At 66.9% G+C, this 18,868-nt stretch carries 18 protein-coding genes and 1 pseudogene; 16 read left to right on the top strand and 3 right to left on the bottom strand.

Features of this window, described 5'->3' with window-relative positions:
- Positions 1–4 precede the first annotated feature (4 nt).
- The 16 genes and pseudogenes from FM069_RS15420 to FM069_RS15345 all read left to right on the top strand — a co-directional run bounded on the left by FM069_RS15420 (position 5) and on the right by FM069_RS15345 (position 15,495).
- On the top strand, positions 5–877 hold the full coding sequence (locus FM069_RS15420; RefSeq protein ID WP_143489260.1) for a ParB/RepB/Spo0J family partition protein: 873 nt from the start codon (positions 5–7) through the stop codon (positions 875–877).
- 164 nt (positions 878–1,041) lie between these two features.
- On the top strand, positions 1,042–1,443 hold the full coding sequence (locus FM069_RS15415) for a F0F1 ATP synthase subunit I (RefSeq protein WP_143489259.1): 402 nt from the start codon (positions 1,042–1,044) through the stop codon (positions 1,441–1,443).
- Positions 1,444–1,459: 16 nt separating this feature from the next.
- Positions 1,460–2,326 carry a F0F1 ATP synthase subunit A gene (gene atpB / locus FM069_RS15410; RefSeq protein WP_143489258.1) on the top strand — a complete coding sequence of 289 codons (867 nt, stop codon included), beginning with the start codon at positions 1,460–1,462 and terminating at the stop codon, positions 2,324–2,326.
- 110 nt (positions 2,327–2,436) lie between these two features.
- Positions 2,437–2,694, top strand: a complete 258-nt coding sequence (gene atpE / locus FM069_RS15405; protein ID WP_143489257.1) for a F0F1 ATP synthase subunit C — start codon at positions 2,437–2,439, stop codon at positions 2,692–2,694.
- A 58-nt stretch (positions 2,695–2,752) separates the two neighbouring features.
- Entirely contained in the window at positions 2,753–3,223 is a 471-nt protein-coding gene (locus tag FM069_RS15400) for a F0F1 ATP synthase subunit B (RefSeq protein WP_143489256.1), read from the top strand.
- Between the two features lie 12 nt (positions 3,224–3,235).
- Positions 3,236–3,772, top strand: a complete 537-nt coding sequence (locus FM069_RS15395; RefSeq protein WP_143489255.1) for a F0F1 ATP synthase subunit delta — start codon at positions 3,236–3,238, stop codon at positions 3,770–3,772.
- 21 nt (positions 3,773–3,793) lie between these two features.
- Positions 3,794–5,338, top strand: a complete 1,545-nt coding sequence (atpA, locus tag FM069_RS15390) for a F0F1 ATP synthase subunit alpha (protein WP_143489254.1) — start codon at positions 3,794–3,796, stop codon at positions 5,336–5,338.
- A 50-nt stretch (positions 5,339–5,388) separates the two neighbouring features.
- Positions 5,389–6,249, top strand: a complete 861-nt coding sequence (gene atpG / locus FM069_RS15385) for a F0F1 ATP synthase subunit gamma (RefSeq protein WP_143489253.1) — start codon at positions 5,389–5,391, stop codon at positions 6,247–6,249.
- Between the two features lie 30 nt (positions 6,250–6,279).
- The gene (gene atpD / locus FM069_RS15380) at positions 6,280–7,656 is read left to right on the top strand and encodes a F0F1 ATP synthase subunit beta (RefSeq protein ID WP_143489252.1); all 1,377 of its coding nucleotides are present in this window, start codon (positions 6,280–6,282) and stop codon (positions 7,654–7,656) included.
- Between the two features lie 96 nt (positions 7,657–7,752).
- Positions 7,753–8,178, top strand: a complete 426-nt coding sequence (locus tag FM069_RS15375) for a F0F1 ATP synthase subunit epsilon (RefSeq protein WP_143489251.1) — start codon at positions 7,753–7,755, stop codon at positions 8,176–8,178.
- 143 nt (positions 8,179–8,321) lie between these two features.
- Positions 8,322–9,680, top strand: a complete 1,359-nt coding sequence (glmU, locus tag FM069_RS15370) for a bifunctional UDP-N-acetylglucosamine diphosphorylase/glucosamine-1-phosphate N-acetyltransferase GlmU (RefSeq protein WP_143489250.1) — start codon at positions 8,322–8,324, stop codon at positions 9,678–9,680.
- Between the two features lie 8 nt (positions 9,681–9,688).
- Positions 9,689–10,245 (top strand): annotated as a pseudogene (locus FM069_RS22370) (AAA family ATPase).
- A gap of 58 nt (positions 10,246–10,303) precedes the next feature.
- The gene (locus tag FM069_RS15360; protein ID WP_143489249.1) at positions 10,304–11,068 is read left to right on the top strand and encodes a DeoR/GlpR family DNA-binding transcription regulator; all 765 of its coding nucleotides are present in this window, start codon (positions 10,304–10,306) and stop codon (positions 11,066–11,068) included.
- A gap of 41 nt (positions 11,069–11,109) precedes the next feature.
- The gene (gene glmS / locus FM069_RS15355) at positions 11,110–12,960 is read left to right on the top strand and encodes a glutamine--fructose-6-phosphate transaminase (isomerizing) (RefSeq protein WP_143489248.1); all 1,851 of its coding nucleotides are present in this window, start codon (positions 11,110–11,112) and stop codon (positions 12,958–12,960) included.
- Positions 12,961–13,234: 274 nt separating this feature from the next.
- Positions 13,235–14,557: a lipopolysaccharide biosynthesis protein gene (locus tag FM069_RS15350; RefSeq protein WP_178106771.1), complete on the top strand. Its 1,323-nt coding sequence runs from the start codon at positions 13,235–13,237 to the stop codon at positions 14,555–14,557.
- The gene (locus FM069_RS15345) at positions 14,554–15,495 is read left to right on the top strand and encodes a glycosyltransferase (RefSeq protein WP_143489246.1); all 942 of its coding nucleotides are present in this window, start codon (positions 14,554–14,556) and stop codon (positions 15,493–15,495) included. The genes FM069_RS15350 and FM069_RS15345 overlap by 4 nt, the downstream gene beginning before the upstream one ends.
- Here the strand turns inward: FM069_RS15345 and FM069_RS15340 are convergent.
- From FM069_RS15340 to FM069_RS15330, 3 genes are read right to left on the bottom strand one after another with little or no spacing between them, the layout of a single operon-like run.
- Complete coding sequence (locus tag FM069_RS15340; RefSeq protein ID WP_143489245.1) at positions 15,490–16,803, bottom strand: hypothetical protein; 1,314 nt, start codon at positions 16,801–16,803, stop codon at positions 15,490–15,492. The two genes, FM069_RS15345 and FM069_RS15340, sit on opposite strands and share 6 nt — an antisense overlap.
- A complete protein-coding gene (locus FM069_RS15335) occupies positions 16,793–17,731 on the bottom strand; it encodes a glycosyltransferase (RefSeq protein ID WP_143489244.1) in 939 nt (312 codons plus the stop codon). The genes FM069_RS15340 and FM069_RS15335 overlap by 11 nt, the downstream gene beginning before the upstream one ends.
- A gap of 30 nt (positions 17,732–17,761) precedes the next feature.
- Positions 17,762–18,829, bottom strand: coding sequence for a Wzz/FepE/Etk N-terminal domain-containing protein (locus tag FM069_RS15330; RefSeq protein ID WP_178106770.1), 1,068 nt, complete (start codon positions 18,827–18,829; stop codon positions 17,762–17,764).
- Between the last annotated feature and the right edge of the window lie 39 nt (positions 18,830–18,868).

Raw genomic sequence — 18,868 nt, 5'->3', positions numbered from 1 at the left:
CCCGATGGCCGCCAAGAAACGAGGTCTGGGTCGTGGCCTGGACGCCCTGCTGGGGGGAAGCAGCGTCACCGAGCTCCAGGAGCAGGCCGTCCAGGCCGACGTCCGTGAACTGCAGCACCTGCCCCTGGATCTGGTCCAGCGTGGCAAGTACCAGCCGCGCCGCGACATGGACGCGGCCGCCCTCGAGGAACTGGCCCAGTCCATCAAGGCCCAGGGCGTGATGCAGCCCATCGTGGTGCGCCCGGTGGGCGGCGGCCGCTACGAGATCATCGCCGGCGAACGGCGCTGGCGCGCCAGCCAGCAGGCCGGCCTCGAGCGCATTCCCGCCCTGGTGCGGGAAGTGCCGGACGAAGCGGCTATCGCCATGGCGCTGATCGAGAACATCCAGCGCGAGGACCTCAGCCCCATCGAAGAGGCGGTGGCCCTGCAGCGCCTGCAGCAGGAATTCCAGCTCACCCAGCAACAGGTGGCGGAGGCGGTCGGCAAGTCCCGGGTGACCATCACCAACCTGCTGCGCCTGATCGCCCTGCCGGAGGAGATCAAGACGCTCCTCTCCCACGGCGACCTGGAGATGGGACACGCCCGTGCGCTGCTCGGTCTGCCGCCGGAACGGCAGGTGGAAGGGGCGCGACACGTTGTCGCACGCGGCCTCACCGTGCGTCAGACCGAAGCCCTGGTGCGCCAGTGGCTGAGTGGCAAGCCCAAGGCGGCCGAGGAGCGCGCGCCGGACCCGGACATCGGCCGGCTGGAACAGCGCCTGGCAGAGCGGCTGGGCTCTCCGGTGCAGATCAAGCACGGTCGCCAGGGCAAGGGGCAGTTGGTGATCCGCTACAACTCCCTCGATGAACTGCAAGGTGTGCTGGCCCACATCCGCTGAAACATTTGGCGATAAGGCTCTTGTAGCGGGCAGTCGGAAAAGACTACCGGGCAGTTGAACAGGGGGGGAACGCCCCCTATACTCTGCGCGCATTTTGTCGGCACAAAGTATGCCAAGTCATTGATTTGGACGGCCGGCCCGGAAAACGCATTCGAGACCCCGCAATGGAAACCCGCACTCCCATGCCCTTCCATCGCCTCCCGGTCTTCCCGGTGCTCATGGCACAGCTGGCCGCCGGCCTGCTCGCGGCCCTGGGGCTGTGGCTATGGTGCGGTCCGGTCGCCGGGTACTCCGGTCTGTGCGGCGGGCTGATCGCCTGGTTGCCGAACCTGTACTTCGCCCACAAGGCGTTCCGCTTCGGTGGTGCGCGGGCAGCGCAAGCCATCGTCCGGTCGTTCTATGCCGGCGAGGCGGGAAAACTGATTCTGACGGCGGCGCTCTTCGCGCTGACGTTCGCAGGCGTGAAGCCCCTGGAGGCGCTGGCGGTATTCGGCGTCTTCGTCCTGGCCCAACTGGTCAACGGGTTCGCTCCCCTGCTGGTGAGAACAAGACTTTCGAGACCTTAGGGCGTTTGAGGCAACCATGGCAGCAGAATCCGCTTCGGGCTACATCCAGCACCACCTGACGAACCTGACCTACGGGCGCCTGGCCTCCGGCGAATGGGGCTTCGCGCACAACGCCCTGGAAGCCAAGCAGATGGGCTTCTGGGCGTTCCACGTGGACACCCTGGGCGTGTCGGTGATCCTCGGCGTACTGTTCATCCTGCTGTTCCGCGCCGCCGCGCGCCGCGCCACCAGCGACCGCCCGGGTGCCCTGCAGAACCTGGTCGAGGTGATGGTCGAGTTCGTCGACGGCAGCGTCAAGGACACCTTCCACGGCCGTAACGCCCTCATCGCGCCCCTGGCCCTGACCATCTTCGTCTGGGTCTTCCTGATGAACTTCATGGACCTGCTGCCGGTGGACTGGCTGCCGAAGCTGATCGCCCTGGTCACCGGCGACCCCCACGTGTTCTCCCGCGTGGTGCCCACCACCGACCCGAACGCCACCCTGGGCCTGGCCCTCTCGGTGTTTGCCCTGATCCTCTTCTACAGCATCAAGGTCAAGGGTATCGGCGGCTTCCTCGGCGAACTGGCCCTGCACCCGTTCTCCAGCAAGAACATCCTCGTGCAGATCGTGTTGATCCCGGTGAACCTGCTGCTGGAGTTGGTCACCCTGATCGCCAAGCCGATTTCCCTGGCCCTGCGTCTGTTCGGCAACCTCTACGCCGGCGAGCTGATCTTCATCCTCATCGCCATCATGTTCGGCGGCGGTCTGCTCCTGGGCGCCCTGGGCGTGGCCCTGCAATGGGCCTGGGCGGTGTTCCACATCCTGATCATCGTGCTCCAGGCGTTCATCTTCATGATGCTGACCATCGTTTATCTGTCGATGGCGCACGAAGACAACCATTAAGGGGCGTTCGCGCCGCTTGATGGGGGATGCCCGCAAGGGCCCGGTACTCCTCGAATCCGCTTTACCGCTTCAACAACCTAACCAATACGACATAAAAGTCGGGAGGAAAAATGGAAACTGTAGTTGGCTTGACCGCGATCGCCGTTGCTCTGCTGATTGGCCTGGGTGCCCTGGGTACCGCCATTGGTTTCGGCCTGCTGGGCGGCAAATTCCTGGAAGGCGCCGCGCGTCAGCCGGAACTGGTTCCCATGCTGCAAGTGAAAATGTTCATCGTCGCCGGTCTGCTGGACGCCGTGACCATGATCGGTGTCGGTATCGCCCTGTTCTTCACCTTCGCCAACCCGTTCCTCGGCCAGGTCGCAGGCTGATCGCTCGAATCCGTAGGATTCGAACGGTGGGACGGACAACGAACGAACGAGGTGTGGCGTGAACATTAATGCAACCCTGATCGGCCAGTCCGTTGCGTTCTTCATCTTCGTGCTGTTCTGCATGAAGTTCGTGTGGCCTCCGGTCATCACGGCTTTGCGCGAACGTCAGAAGAAGATCGCAGAGGGCCTGGACGCTGCCAGCCGCGCGGCTCGTGACCTGGAGCTGGCTCATGAAAAAGTGAGCCAGCAACTGCGCGAAGCCAAGGCCCAGGCAGCTGAACTCATCGAGCAAGCCAAGAAGCGCGCGACCCAGATCGTCGACGAAGCCCGCGATCAGGCCCGTGTCGAAGCCGACCGTGTGAAGGCTCAGGCCCAGGCCGAGATCGAGCAGGAACTGAACGGCGTCAAGGACGCGCTGCGTGCCCAGCTGGGCACCCTGGCGGTGAGCGGTGCCGAGAAGATCCTGGGTGCCTCTATCGATCGTAGCGCGCATGCGGAGCTGGTCGAAAAACTGGCCGCCGAAATCTAAGCGAGGGCGATCATGGCAGAACTGACCACGCTGGCCCGACCTTACGCCAAGGCTGCCTTCGAGTACGCCCAGGCCCATCAGCAGCTGGCCGCCTGGTCAGCCGAGCTGGGCCTGGCTGCGGCGGTGTCGCAGGACGACACCTTCCAGCGCGTGCTCAAGGCCCCGCGTCTGACGAGCGACAGTAAAGCCGCCGCCTTTGTCGAGGTGTGCGGCGACAAGCTCAGTGAACACGTACGGAATTTCATCCGCGTCATCGCCGAAAACGGCCGCCTGGCCCTGTTGCCGGAGATCGCCGCCCAGTTCGAGCTGTACAAGGCCGAGCAGGAGAAGTCGGTGGATGTGGATGTCACCAGTGCTTTCGCATTGAGCCAAGAACAGCAAGACAAACTCGCCAAGGTTCTCAGCGCACGGCTCGGCCGAGAAGTGCGTCTGCACGCCGTGGAAGACGCCTCCCTGATGGGAGGAGTGGTCATCCGCGCCGGCGACCTGGTTATCGATGGCTCGGTTCGCGGCAAGCTCGCGAAACTGGCCGAAGCGTTGAAATCCTGAGTTTGAAGGGGCAGCAGAGCAATGCAGCAACTCAATCCTTCCGAAATTAGCGAAATCATCAAGGGGCGCATCGAGAAACTCGACGTCTCTTCCCAAGCCCGCAACGAAGGCACCATCGTCAGCGTTTCCGACGGTATCGTCCGCATCTACGGCCTGGCCGACGCGATGTACGGCGAGATGATCGAATTCCCTGGCGGCGTCTACGGCATGGCACTCAACCTGGAGCAGGACTCCGTGGGTGCCGTGGTACTGGGCAACTACCTGTCCCTCGCCGAGGGCATGAGCGCCAAGTGCACCGGCCGCATCCTCGAAGTCCCGGTCGGTCCGGAACTGCTGGGCCGCGTGGTGGATGCTCTGGGCAACCCGATCGACGGCAAGGGCCCGCTGAACGCCAGCGGCTCCGACGCGGTGGAAAAAGTGGCGCCCGGCGTGATCTGGCGTAAGTCGGTGGACCAGCCGGTGCAGACCGGCTACAAGTCCGTCGACGCCATGATCCCGGTCGGCCGTGGCCAGCGCGAGCTGATCATCGGCGACCGCCAGATCGGCAAGACCGCCCTGGCCATCGACGCCATCATCAACCAGAAGAACAGCGGCATCCGCTGCGTCTACGTGGCCATCGGTCAGAAGCAGTCGACCATCGCCAACGTGGTGCGCAAGCTGGAAGAGAACGGCGCCCTGGCCAACACCATCGTGGTAGCCGCTTCCGCGTCCGAATCCGCTGCGCTGCAGTTCATCGCGCCGTACGCCGGCTGCACCATGGGCGAATACTTCCGCGACCGCGGTGAAGACGCCCTGATCGTGTACGACGACCTGTCCAAGCAGGCCGTGGCCTACCGCCAGATCTCCCTGCTGCTGCGCCGTCCGCCAGGCCGCGAAGCCTACCCGGGCGACGTGTTCTATCTCCACAGCCGCCTGCTGGAGCGCGCCTCCCGCGTATCCGAGGAATACGTCGAGAAGTTCACCAATGGCGCCGTGACCGGCAAGACCGGTTCCCTGACCGCCCTGCCGATCATCGAGACCCAGGCCGGCGACGTGTCCGCGTTCGTTCCGACCAACGTGATCTCCATCACCGACGGCCAGATCTTCCTGGAATCGGCCATGTTCAACTCGGGCATCCGTCCGGCGGTCAACGCCGGTATCTCGGTATCCCGCGTCGGCGGCGCCGCCCAGACCAAGATCATCAAGAAGCTGTCCGGTGGCATCCGTACCGCCCTGGCCCAGTACCGTGAACTGGCGGCCTTCGCCCAGTTCGCCTCTGACCTGGACGAAGCCACCCGCAAGCAGCTGGAGCATGGTCAGCGCGTCACCGAGCTGATGAAGCAGAAGCAGTACGCGCCGATGTCCATCGCCGACATGTCGCTGTCCCTGTATGCCGCCGAGCGTGGCTTCCTGCAGGACATCGAGGTGAACAAGGTGGGTGCTTTCGAGCAGGCCCTGATCGCCTACTTCAACCGTGATCACGCCGCCCTGCTGGCGAAGATCAACGAGAAGGGTGATTTCAACGACGAAATCGACGCGGGTCTCAAGACCGGCATCGAGAAGTTCAAGGCCACCCAAACCTGGTAAGCCGCAGCGGGAGCCGCCCGGCTCCCGCCTGCTAACGCGATAGGTGTCAAATGGCAGGCGCAAAAGAGATTCGCAGCAAGATTGCGAGCATCAAAAGCACGCAAAAGATCACCAGCGCCATGGAGAAGGTGGCGGTCAGCAAGATGCGCAAGGCTCAGATGCGCATGGCTGCCAGCCGTCCCTACGCGGAGCGCATCCGCCAGGTGATCGGTCATCTCGCCAACGCCAACCCCGAGTACCGCCACCCGTTCATGATCGAGCGTGAAGTCAAGCGCGTCGGCTACATCGTGGTGAGCAGCGACCGGGGCCTGTGCGGCGGCCTGAACACCAACCTGTTCAAGGCCCTGGTGCGCGAGATGGCGGCCGACCGCGAGCGCGGCGTGGAAATCGATCTCTGCGCGATCGGCAGCAAGGGCGCGGCGTTCTTCCGCAGCTTCGGCGGCAACGTGGTCGCGGCGATCAGCCACCTGGGCGAGGAGCCCTCGATCAACGACCTGATCGGCAGCGTCAAGGTGATGCTGGATGCCTACCTGGAGGGCCGTATCGATCGCCTGTCCGTGGTATCCAACAAGTTCATCAACACCATGACCCAGAAGCCCACCGTCGAGCAGCTGGTGCCCCTGGTGGCCGATCCGGATCAGGAACTCAAGCATCACTGGGACTACCTCTACGAACCCGACGCCAAGGAGCTGCTCGACGGCCTGATGGTGCGCTACGTGGAGTCGCAGGTGTACCAGGCGGTCGTCGAGAACAACGCCGCCGAACAGGCCGCGCGGATGATCGCGATGAAGAACGCCACCGACAACGCCGGCGAACTGATCAGCGACCTCCAGCTGATCTACAACAAGGCCCGTCAGGCTGCGATCACCCAGGAAATTTCGGAAATCGTCGGCGGCGCTGCCGCGGTTTAAGAACGGTTCAAATATTCAGAGGAACCAGAAATGAGTAGCGGACGTATCGTTCAAATCATCGGCGCCGTTATCGACGTGGAATTCCCGCGTGATCAGGTGCCGAAAGTCTACGACGCCCTGCAGGTGCAAGGCGCCGAAACCACCCTGGAAGTCCAGCAGCAGCTGGGCGACGGCGTGGTGCGTTCCATCGCCATGGGTTCCACCGAGGGCCTCAAGCGCGGCCTCGACGTGACCAACACCGGCAAGGCCATCTCCGTACCCGTGGGCAAGGCAACCCTGGGCCGGATCATGGACGTGCTGGGCAACCCCATCGACGAAGCCGGCCCCATCGGCGAGGAAGAGCAGTGGGAAATCCACCGCGCCGCGCCGTCCTACGCCGACCAGGCGGGTGGCAACGAGTTGCTGGAAACCGGCATCAAGGTGATCGACCTGGTCTGCCCGTTCGCCAAGGGCGGCAAGGTCGGCCTGTTCGGCGGTGCCGGCGTGGGCAAGACCGTGAACATGATGGAGTTGATCCGCAACATCGCCATCGAGCACAGCGGTTACTCCGTGTTCGCCGGCGTGGGCGAGCGTACCCGTGAAGGGAACGACTTCTACCACGAGATGAAGGACTCCAACGTTCTCGACAAAGTGGCCCTGGTCTACGGCCAGATGAATGAGCCGCCGGGCAACCGCCTGCGCGTCGCCCTGACTGGCCTGACCATGGCCGAGAAGTTCCGTGACGAAGGCCGCGACGTGCTGCTGTTCGTGGACAACATCTACCGCTACACCCTGGCTGGTACCGAAGTGTCCGCGCTGCTGGGTCGTATGCCGTCCGCGGTGGGCTACCAGCCGACCCTGGCCGAAGAGATGGGTGTTCTGCAAGAGCGCATCACCTCCACCAAGACCGGCTCGATCACCTCGATCCAGGCCGTCTACGTGCCCGCGGACGACCTGACCGACCCGTCGCCGGCGACCACCTTCGCCCACCTGGACGCCACCGTCGTACTGTCCCGCGACATCGCCTCGCTGGGTATCTACCCGGCCGTGGACCCGCTGGACTCGACCTCCCGCCAGCTGGATCCGAACGTGATCGGCACCGAGCACTACGAGACCGCCCGTGGCGTGCAGTACGTGCTGCAGCGCTACAAGGAGCTCAAGGACATCATCGCGATCCTCGGCATGGACGAACTGTCCGAGTCCGACAAGCAGCTGGTGTCCCGCGCGCGGAAGATCCAGCGCTTCCTGTCCCAGCCGTTCTTCGTGGCCGAAGTCTTCACCGGTTCGCCGGGCAAGTACGTGTCCCTCAAGGACACCATCGCGGGCTTCAAGGGCATCCTCAACGGCGACTACGATCACCTGCCGGAGCAGGCGTTCTACATGGTCGGCGGCATCGATGAAGCCATCGAGAAAGCGAAGAAACTGTAACCCCCCGAGCGCCCGGTGACGGGCGCGTCAGGCTCGACGGTCGAAGGTGCGCATTTCGCATCGGCGCCCGTCGGACCTGTCATGTGAGGCTAGCGTATGGCTATTACTGTCCATTGCGATATCGTCAGCGCCGAAGCGGAGATCTTCTCCGGTCTGGTGGAGATGGTGATTGCGCACGGCAACCTCGGCGACATCGGTATCGCGCCGGGACACGCCCCGCTGATCACCGATCTGAAGCCGGGCCCGATCCGCCTGGTCAAGCAGGGCGGCGAAACCGAGGTGTACTACATCTCCGGTGGCTTCCTGGAAGTCCAGCCGAGCATGGTGAAGGTCCTGGCCGACACCGTCCTGCGGGCGGACGACCTGGACGAAGCCGCGGCCCAGGAGTCGCTCAAGGCTGCCGAGAAGGCGCTGAACGACAAGGGCGCGGAGTTCGACTACTCCGCCGCCTCGGCGCGTCTGGCCGAAGCCGCGGCGCAGCTGCGCACCGTGCAGCAGATCCGCAAGAAGTTCGGCGGCTGATCCCCGCGCACTTCATCGGTGTCGAGTAAAAGGGTAGCCTTGGCTACCCTTTTTCTTTTCCGCTCCGCCGGGCCCCCGCGCCCGCCACCGGCTTTCCGGCGCGCCGTCCGGCTTCCGATTCCCTTCGCACCCCGGTACCCAGCATGTCCCTCGATATCGTCATCCTCGCCGCCGGCCAAGGCACTCGCATGCGTTCCGCCCTGCCGAAAGTCCTGCATCCGGTGGCCGGCCGCTCGATGCTCGGCCACGTCATCGACACCGCCCGCCGCCTCGAGCCGCGCAGCATCCAGGTGGTGGTGGGGCACGGTGCGGAGCGGGTACGCGAGACCCTGGCGGCCGACGACCTGAGCTTCGTCCTGCAGGCCGAGCAACTGGGCACCGGCCACGCGGTGGCCCAGGCACTGCCGGCCCTGAGCGCGGAGCGGGTGCTGATTCTCTACGGGGACGTGCCGCTGATCGAGGCGGACACCCTGCGCCGCCTGCTGGAACACGTGGCGCCGGACCGCCTGGCGCTGCTCACCGTGGACCTGGCCGACCCCACCGGCTACGGCCGCATCCTGCGCGACACCCGGGGCGCGGTGACCGCCATCGTCGAGCACAAGGACGCCACTCCCGAGCAGCGGGCGATCCACGAAGGCAACACCGGCATCCTCGCGGTACCCGGCGCGCGGCTGGCGGACTGGCTGGGCCGCGTCTCCAACCGCAACGCCCAGGGCGAGTACTACCTGACCGACGTGATCGCCCTGGCGGTGGCCGACGGCCTGGGGATCGCCACCGAGCAGCCCCTGGACGCCATGGAAGTGCAGGGCGCCAACGACCGCCTGCAGCTGGCCGAGCTGGAGCGCCACTACCAACGCCGCGCGGCGGCGCGGCTGATGGCCCAGGGCGTCACCCTGCGCGACCCTGCGCGTTTCGACCTGCGCGGCGAGGCGAGCGTGGGGCGCGACGTGACCATCGACATCAATGTGATCCTCGAAGGGTCGGTGCTGATCGAGGACGACGTGCAGATCGGCCCCAACTGCGTGATCCGCGACAGCACCCTGCGCCGTGGTGCCGTGGTCAAGGCCAACAGCCACCTGGAGGGGGTGGAGCTGGGCGAAGGGGCCGACTGCGGGCCGTTCGCCCGCTTGCGCCCGGGTACCGTGCTAGGCGCGCGTGCCCACGTGGGCAACTTCGTCGAGCTGAAGAACGCCCGCCTCGGCGAGGGTGCCAAAGCCGGCCACCTGAGCTACCTGGGGGACGCCGATGTGGGCGCCCGCAGCAACATCGGCGCCGGCACCATCACCTGCAACTATGACGGTGCCAACAAGCACCGCACGGTGATGGGCGAGGATGTCTTCGTCGGCTCCAACAGCGCGTTGGTGGCGCCCCTGAATCTGGGGGCCGGCGCCACCACTGGTGCCGGCTCCACCGTCACCGCCGATGTACCGGCGGGTGCCCTGGCGGTGGGCCGAGGCAAGCAGCGTAACATCGAGGGCTGGCAGCGCCCCCGCAAGCGCTGAGACCGGCCGTGGCCGGCTCGCCTATCCACGTCGTCACCGGCGGGCCCGGGTCCGGCAAGACCACCCTGATCGAAGCTCTGCGGCAGCGGGGCTTCGCCTGCCTGGATGAAGCCGGCCGGCGGATCATCCGCGAGGAGCGCGATGCCGGCGGCCGGGCGCTGCCCTGGATCGACCCGCTGGCCTTCGCCGAGCGCATGCTGGAAGCCGACCTGGCGGCCCACGCGGCGGCGCGTTCACACCCGGCTCCGGTCTTCGCCGACCGCGGTACTCCGGACATCATCGGCTACCTGCGGGTCTCGGGTGTCGACATCCGCCCGCGCTATACGCCCGCTGCGCCCGTCCCGTCTATGCCCGCGAGGTGTTCGTCGCGCCGCCCTGGCCGGCCATCTTCCACCAGGACGAAGAGCGTCGCCAGGATCTCGCCCTGGCCCAGGCCACCTGCGCCGCGCTGGAAACGGTGTACCGGGAACTGGGCTACCGCCTGGTTGAACTGCCCCGTGCCCCCGTGGCAGAGCGGGTGGGCTTCGTACTGGAGCGCCTTGGCCACTCGCCGGGGCACGCTTGACGCCTTGAAAGTTTTAGGTTTTGATTCGCGCCATTAACTTTCGAATCGAAACTTAAAGATGACGAAGCGAAACACGCCGCAGCGCCGCCATGCCATCGTCGCCCGTCTGGAGGCGGAAGGCGAGGTGAGCGTCGATGCCCTGGCCAAGGCGTTTTCCACGTCGGAAGTGACGATTCGCAAGGACCTCGCCGCCTTGGAGAAGAACGGCCTGCTGCTGCGCCGCTACGGGGGCGCGGTGCCGGTCCCCCAGGAACTGATCACCGAGCCGGCACAGCCGGTTTCCCCCTACAAGCAGGCCATCGCCCGCACCGCCGTGGCCTGCATCCGCGAGCACGCGCGAATCATCATCGACAGCGGCAGCACCACCGCGGCCATGATCCCCGAGCTGGGGCACAAGCCTGGGCTGGTGGTGATGACCAATTCCCTCAACGTCGCCACTGCCCTGCGGGAGCTAGAGCACGAACCGGTGCTGCTGATGACCGGCGGCACCTGGGACCCCCATTCGGAATCCTTCCAGGGCCAGGTGGCCGAGCTGGTGCTGCGCTCCTACGACTTCGACCAGCTGTTCATCGGCGCCGACGGCATCGACCTGGCGCGCGGCACCACGACCTTCAACGAACTGCTGGGGCTGTCCCGGGTGATGGCGGACGTCGCCCGGGAAGTCACCGTGCTGGCCGAGAGTGACAAGCTGGGTCGCAAGATCCCCAACCTGGAGCTGCCCTGGAGCAGCATCCATCGCCTGATCACCGACGAGCGCCTCGACCCCGTGGCGCGCGAGCAGATCCAGGCCCGCGGCGTGCAGCTGGTCTGCGCCGCCCTTTGAACCGACAGCGCCCCGACGGGCACCGACAGGAGTGAATCGACATGTGTGGAATTGTGGGAGCGGTCGCCGAACGCAACATCGCCGCCATCCTGGTGGAAGGCCTCAAGCGCCTGGAGTACCGCGGCTACGACAGCGCCGGCCTGGCCCTGATCGATGCGCACGGTGCGCTACGCCGGCACCGCCGGCCGGGCAAGGTGAGCGGGCTGGAGCAGGCCCTGGCCGAGGAACCGCTGAGCGGCCGGGTCGGCATCGCCCACACCCGCTGGGCGACCCATGGCGCGCCGTGCGAGCGCAACGCCCACCCGCACTTCTCCGGTGACGACCTGGCGCTGGTGCACAACGGCATCATCGAGAACCACGCCCCGTTGCGGGAGCGCCTGCGCGGGCTGGGCTACACCTTCACCTCCGATACCGACACCGAGGTGGTGGTGCACCTGATCCACCACAAGCTGAAGGAACTGGGCGACCTCACTGCCGCGCTGAAGTCGGCGGTCGCCGAGCTGCACGGCGCCTACGGGCTGGCGGTGGTCAGCCGGCATCAACCGGATCGCCTGCTGGCGACTCGCAGCGGCAGCCCCCTGGTGGTGGGCCTGGGCATCGGCGAGAACTTCATCGCCTCCGACCAGATGGCCCTGCGCCAGGTGACCGATCGTTTCATGTACCTGGAAGAAGGCGACGTCGCGGAAATCCAGCGGGATCGCGTGCAGGTGTGGGACGCCGCCGGCGCGCCGGTGACCCGCGAGGTGGTGCAGTACCACGAGGGCGCCGAGGCGGCCGACAAGGGCGAGTACCGGCACTTCATGCTCAAAGAAATCCACGAGCAGCCCAAGGTGGTGCAGCGCACCCTGGAAGGCCGCCTGGGCAGCGACCACGTCCTGGCCCAGGCCTTCGGGCCCCAGGCCGCCGAGCTGTTCGCCCGGGTGCGCAACGTGCAGATCGTCGCCTGCGGCACCAGCTACCATGCCGGCCTGGTGGCCCGCTACTGGCTGGAAGGGCTGGCGGGCATCCCCTGCCAGGTGGAGGTGGCCAGCGAATTCCGCTACCGCCAGGTGGTAGTGCCGGCCGACACCCTGTTCGTCAGCATTTCCCAGTCCGGCGAGACCGCGGACACCCTGGCCGCCCTGCGCAACGCCAAGGCCCGCCAGGGCAGCGGCCATGCCTACCTGAGCAGCCTGGCCATCTGCAACGTCGGCACCAGTTCCCTGGTGCGCGAGTCCGACCTGACCCTGCTGACCCAGGCCGGCCCAGAGATCGGCGTGGCCTCCACCAAGGCCTTCACCACCCAGCTGGTTTCCCTGCTGCTGCTGACCCTGGCCCTGGGGCGGGTCCATGGTACTTTGGCCGACGGCCTGGAAGCGCGCCTGGTGGATGAGCTGCGGCGGCTGCCCTCGCGCCTGGGCGAGGCCCTGGCCATGGACAAGACTATCGAGAAGGTCGCGGAATTCTTCGCCGACAAGCACCACAGCCTGTTCCTCGGCCGCGGCACCCAGTACCCGGTGGCCATGGAAGGGGCGCTCAAGCTCAAGGAAATCTCCTACATCCATGCCGAGGCCTACCCGGCCGGCGAGCTCAAGCACGGCCCCCTGGCCCTGGTGGACGCCGACATGCCGGTGATCACCGTAGCGCCCAACAACGAACTGGTGGAGAAGCTCAAGTCCAACCTGCAGGAAGTCCGCGCCCGGGGCGGCGAGCTGATCGTCTTCGCCGACCGCGAGGCGGACATCGAGAACGGCGAGGGGACCCAAGTGGTGGCCATGCCCCACATCGACGACGTGCTGGCGCCGATCCTCTACACCGTGCCGCTGCAGCTGCTGTCCTACCACGTGGCCGTGCTGCGCGGCACCGACGTCGACCAGCCGCGCAACCTGGCGAAGTCGGTCACCGTGGAGTGAGGCCGATGCCGGATCGCCCCGCATGGCCGGGGCGGTCCGGTGTCGAGGGGTGTCCGAGGCGTCTGGAGGGGTGGTCGGCGGACGCTTTTCCGTGTGTCGATGGCGTTTGCCCATTCCGTCTGGCGCCTGGCTGGGCTACCCTTCGGCGTCGCCAATCGAGGCCGCGAATGGGTCGCGGCGGGTGGAACGGATCGTTCCTGCTCACCCCGGCGCCAGGACTTTCCAGAGCCACGATGCGCATGCGTCCCTTCAGCGTCTCCACGCCTTCCTTCCCATGAGCACCGGCCTGATCAGGAACAGCCTCTGGTCGCTGTCCTTCCGTTTGTTGTCGGCCCTCTCCGGCCTGCTGCTGACCGCCCTGCTGGCGCGCCTGCTGACCCAGGCCGAGACCGGCCAATACTTCATCCTTCTCAGCCTGTCCTCCATCGGCTCGGTGGTGATCTGCTGCGGGATGAATTTCGCCGTGGTGCGGCTGATCGCCGAAGCCCAGGCGCTCAAGGAGCCCGGCGCGGCCAAGGGCACCATGCTGGCGGCCCTGGGCACGGTCGGCGCGGCTGGGCTGGTGTTCGCCCTGGCGCTGTTTTCGCCGGTGGGCCAGGGGCTGTTGCAGCGCTATGCGGGCATTGCGCCGGGCCCGCTGCTGACCTTCCTGCTGGTGGTGTGGACCGTGGCGTTGGCCGGCCAGGCGCTGTTCGCCGAGCTGTTCCGCGGCCTGCAGCAGATTCTCCTGGCGTCGCTGTTCGGTGGCGCCTGCGCCAGCCTGTTGGCCTTGAGTGCGCTGTCCCTGGCGCGCCTGTCGACGCCCCTCGACCTGCCCCTGGCGGTGGCCCTGGTGGCCTCGGCGACCCTGGCCGGCGTAGCCCTGGCCGCCGCCGTGCTGTGGCGTTCCGCCCGGCGCCTGCCCGGCGCACCGCGGCGCGATTGGCGCCGGCTGGCGGCCATCGCCTGGCCGTTGTGGATCACCAACCTGATGCTGGTGGTGCTGGTGCAGGCGGACCTGTGGATTCTCAACAGCCAGGGTGACAGCGCCCAGGTCGCCCTCTACGGCGCGGCGGTGCGCATCACCCAGCTGCTGACCCTGCCGCTGCTGGTGCTCAACGCGGCGCTGATCCCGATGATCAGCGAGCGCCACGCCCTCGGCGATTTCCCTGCCCTGCAGCGCCTGCTGCGGGCCTCGGCGGCCCTGGCGGCCCTGCCGGCGCTGCTGGCGGTGGCGTTCTTCGGGGTCGCCGGCGGCTGGCTGCTGCAGCTGTTCTTCGGTCCCGGCTACGGCGAGGCGCTGCCGCTGCTGCTGATTCTCGCCGCCGGCCAGTTGGCCAACGTGCTCTGCGGCTCGGCCGGCTACACCCTGATGATGACCGGACGCCAGCAGGACATGATGTGGATCACCCTGCTGGCGGGGCTGCTGATGATCGGCCTGGGCCTGTACTGGGTGCGCGAGCATGGCGCCATGGGCGTGGCCTGGGCCTCGGCCCTGGGGCTCACCGCCCAGAGCCTGGCGATGTGGTGGCGGGTCCGCCAGCGCCTGGGCCTTTGGACCCACGCCTCGGCGGGCTTCCTCGCCCGTCCGTTGCAGGCCCTGAGGGCGCTGCTGTGAGCGCGCCTCGCGTGAGCCTGGTGGTGCCGGTGTACAACGGCGCCGCCTACGTCGCCGAGACCCTGGATTCGCTGCTGGCCCAGGCCTACCCGGACCTGGAAGTGATCGTCATCGACGACGGTTCCACCGACGCCACCTGGGACGTGCTGCAGCCCTACGCCGACCGTTGCCGCCTGCTGCGCCAGGCCAATCGCGGCCAGGCCGCCACCCTCAACCAGGGCTGGTCCCTCGCCGAGGGCGAGCTGCTGGGCTACCTGAGTGCCGACGACACCCTGGAACCCCAGGCCATCGCGCGGCTGGTGGCGGCCCTGCAGGCGCGGCCCCAGGGGGTCATGGTCTACCCCGACTTCTGGCTGTTCGATGCCGAGGGCGTGCGCCTGCGCAAGGTGGACGCGCCGCCCTTCGTCTACGCCGAAGTGGTGCTGGAGGGCGCCTGCCCGGTGGGCCCCGGAGCGTTGTTCCGCCGCGAGCTGCTGCCGCGCATCGGCGGCTGGGACCCGCACCTGCGGCAGATTCCCGACTGGGAATTCCTCCTGCGGGTCGGCCTGTGCGGCGAGGTGGTGCACTGTGCCGAGCCCCTGGCCAGCTTCCGTGTGCACGAACAGTCTCAAACCTTCGCCGTGTCCGACGAGGCGCGCAGCGGCGAGTACGCCTATGTGCTGGACGGGTATTTCCGTCGCGACGACATTCCCGAGGCGATCCGTCGCCGGCGCCACCTGGCCCTGGCTAACGGCAACGTGCTGATGGCGCGTCTGCACCTGGGGGCGGGGCGTTGGGGGCGGGCGCTGGGCTGCCTGGCGACGGCCTCGCGGGCCTGGCCCGCCTGGTTCACCCGCCGGCAGAACCTGCGGCTGCTGCTCCACGGCCTGCTGGGTCGACCGCTGCACCGCCTGCGGCGGCTGCTGCGCCACCTGCGGGAGCGGTCGCTCCGGTCATGATGGCCGGCGCAGGAACAGGCGGTCGCCGGAGAAGATCAGCCACAGCACGGCCAGGGTGAAGGCCGCAGAGGTCTCGCCCACCTGGAACAGCTGGTTGTTGGCCGGGGTGTAGTAGAACAGGATCACCATCATGTAGAGCATGGTCACCCAGACCACACCCTGGCGATCCAGGGCGCGGCGCCAGCTCACCGAGAGCAGGAAGGCGAAGGCGAACATGGCGCCCATCACCCCCCAGTGGCCCAGGTCCGAGGCCAGCCAGGTGTACAGCGAGTGCCACAGCGCCATCATGCTCCACTTGCGCTCCTTCTCCAGCACCGAAGGCAACGAGTTGCTGGTGAAGTAATCGGTGCCCAGCAGCGTGTCGGCGTTGCGCGAGAGGAACATCGAGTGGCCGAGGCCGTAGGTGGACGGCGAGTCCAGGTCGAAGCTCATGGACAGCGCGTAGTAGCCCTGGCCCAGGTAGCGGGCCAGGGATTCGTAGACGATCATCACGCCCTTGGGCATCCACTGGGCGTAGGTGCCGTATTGCCGGTCGGTGAACAGCAGGGTCTCGCCGGTGGGCAGGTAGCCGGCCTCGCCGACGTTGCCCGCGCGTTCCTTCTGGCCCATGGCGAAGAACGTCAGGAACAGCGCGAAGGCCAGGCAGAACAGCAGCAGGTAGCGGATGCGCATCAGGCGGAACTTGATGCCGCCGGACCAGTTCGCCACCAGCAGCAGGAAGGGCAGGGTGATGAAGGTGTCGGCGATGCCCTTGTTGGTGCCGATGGCGATGTACAGCGCAACGTTGAACAGCGCCACCACGATGCCCAGGCTGCGCCGCAGCCAGCTCAGCTGGCCCCACAGGTAGATCAGCAGCGGGAAGGTGGAGGTGAGCAGCATCGACAGCAGGATGCGCACGTACTCGGCGCTGACGTAGGGGTTGCCTTCCAGCAGACGCTGGAAGTTCTCGTTGTAGGCCTTGCCGGCGTTCTGCAGCCCGTAAAGCACGTCCGGCAAGGCATTGCCGGAGCGGGTCAGGGACGTGGGGATCATCATCAGCAGGCTGAGCACCAGGCAGACATCGAAGAACCGCCGCGCCTTGCGCTCGTCCAGGGGCTGGTTGCCCGGCCGCCTGACCAGGCCGCCGGCCAGGTAGCCGCCGAGGATGCTCAACTGGGCCACCAGCAGGTACAGCAGCAGGCGGTCCGGATCGTCCACCGGCCACGGCCAGGGGCCGCCGTAGAACAGGGCGACGCTCAGGCTCAGGTAGATCTGGAAGAAGAGCAGGGGGAACAGCCACTTCAGCACATAGTATTTGTCAGCGTGCATGGCCGATGGCGTTCCTCAGGCCGCTCAGGGCGGCGCGGATGGGCTTGCTCACGGTGTTGCGGGTGAGCTGCAGCAGGTAGCGGGGATGGGCCAGCGGCGGATGCAGGCGCTGGGCCTCGCGGTAGAGCGTCAGGCCGCGGCGCAGGCGACCGTCGCGCAGGGCGTTGCGCGCCAGCAGGAAGTGGGCGAAGCCGTAGGCCTCGTCACGCCGCGCCAGCAGCTCGGGAGCCGGGTCGCGGGCGAAGTAGTCGTCCAGCACGCTGACGTACTCCCGGGAGACTTCCTCGGAGACGCTGCGGTAGGAGATCGCGTCCCGGTGCAGGCGGTAGCCGGCGAGCACCTCGTCCAGGTAGGCGATGTCACCTTCCCCGGCCAGGCGCATCCAGAATTCCCGGTCGGGGGCCAGCTTCAGGTGCGGTTTCCAGCCGCCGACCCGGCGGTAGGCGTCGGCGCGGAACAGCGCGCCCGGGCCGATGTAGCACTCCTGGCGCACCACCAGCTCGGCCAGGTCGAACGGGCGGCAGACGGCGCGCTTGATCACGGCGCCGTTCTGGTCGATCAGCTCCGAGTCCGGGTAGGCGCACACGCAGTCGGGACGCGCTTCCAGCAGTTCGACGATGCGGCGAATGGCGCTGGGGTAGAGCAGGTCGTCGGAGCTGAGGTAACCCAGGTACTTGCCCCGGGCCATGTCCCAGCCGGCGTTGAGGGTCGCCGACTGGCCGCGGTTGGCCTGGGTGCGCCAGCGGACCGCCTCGCCGTAGCTTATCAGCAGGGCTTCGGTGTCGTCCGTCGAGCCATCGTTGATGACGATGTACTCGACGTTCGGGTAGTCCTGGTCGAGCACGCTTTGCAGCGTATGCCGCAGGTATTGCGCCTGGTTATAGGTCGGCGTGACCAGGCTGACCAGGGGCCGTTCGGTGGTGGGCATGCCGTGTCCCCGCGAGACGTTGCCGAGGGCTCAGGCGCGGGCGGCGCGCAGGTCCTGCCAGATGTAGGCGGTTCGCAGCAGGGCCAGCAAGCAACCCAGCAGCAGGCCGAGTACCAGGCCGCTGCCGATGATCAGGCCCTTGCGCGGCTTGATCGGGGTTTCCGGCACCAGGGCGCTCTGGTCGACGAAGGCCGGGATGACCCGCTTCATGTCGATGGCGATGCCGTTGAGGAACTCGGTCTGCTCTTCCAGGTTGCGCAGTTCGCCGATGAACGGCTCTTCGGAGGTCCGGGCCTCCAGCACGGCGATTTCGTTGCGGATGGCCTTGGCGCCGCGCATGTAGGTCAGGTTGCCGTCCAGGTAGTTGGACAGCTCGGCCCCGGCGGCGGTACGGGAAATGTTGGTCTTGGGGTCTTCCAGGCCGACGGCCTCGGCCACCGTCAGCGCTTCCTTCAGCACGGCGATGCGGTCGGCCTTGCGCTTCTTCGCGGTGGCCTCGATCACGCCGATGGTGCGGTTGATGTCGGTCAGGCGCAGGTCCACGTCGGAGCGGATGGTGCGGTCGATGCGCTTGAGGGTCAGCTGCTGGGCGCGGGCGATGTAGCCGTTCACCCAGTCCGCGGCTACCTGCGGGTCGTCCAGTTCGGCGCTGACTTCCAGCACGAAGGGCCGGAGCTTGTCCGGGGCTTCTACGGCGAAGTGGCGGTTGAAGTCCTTCCACAGCTGGTCGCGCGGACGCTGGCGGTCGGATTCGTCCAGGTAGGGCAGGTAGGTGTCTTCGAAGAACTGGTAGCGCAGCGAGGCACCGAACAGCGCCTGCATGAACAGCTGGTAGACGCTCTCGGTATTCCACATCGGCAGGCTGGCCCGGGCGTTGCCCACGTTCAGCGCGCTGACGTCCGGCGACAGCGGCGGCAGGATCGAAGCGCGGGCCTCGTACACCGGCCGGGTGAGGAAGGCGACGGCGGTGGCGATGGCGAGGCAGACGACGGTCACCAGGGCGATGAAGCGCCACTGCCGGATCAGGCGACGGATGACTTCGAAGAGGTCCAGTTCCGGCGAATCGAGAGAGCCTTGCTGCGGTTGAAAGGTGGTCACGTCCTGTACTCGCCTGTGCTGGGTGCGAAGGGGTTGAAT

The organism is Pseudomonas mangiferae (assembly GCF_007109405.1).
GTDB classification, from domain to species: Bacteria; Pseudomonadota; Gammaproteobacteria; order Pseudomonadales; family Pseudomonadaceae; genus Pseudomonas_T; species Pseudomonas_T mangiferae.
The sequence above is the reverse complement of the archived record's forward strand: the minus strand, read 5'-3'. Positions and strand labels throughout refer to the sequence as shown.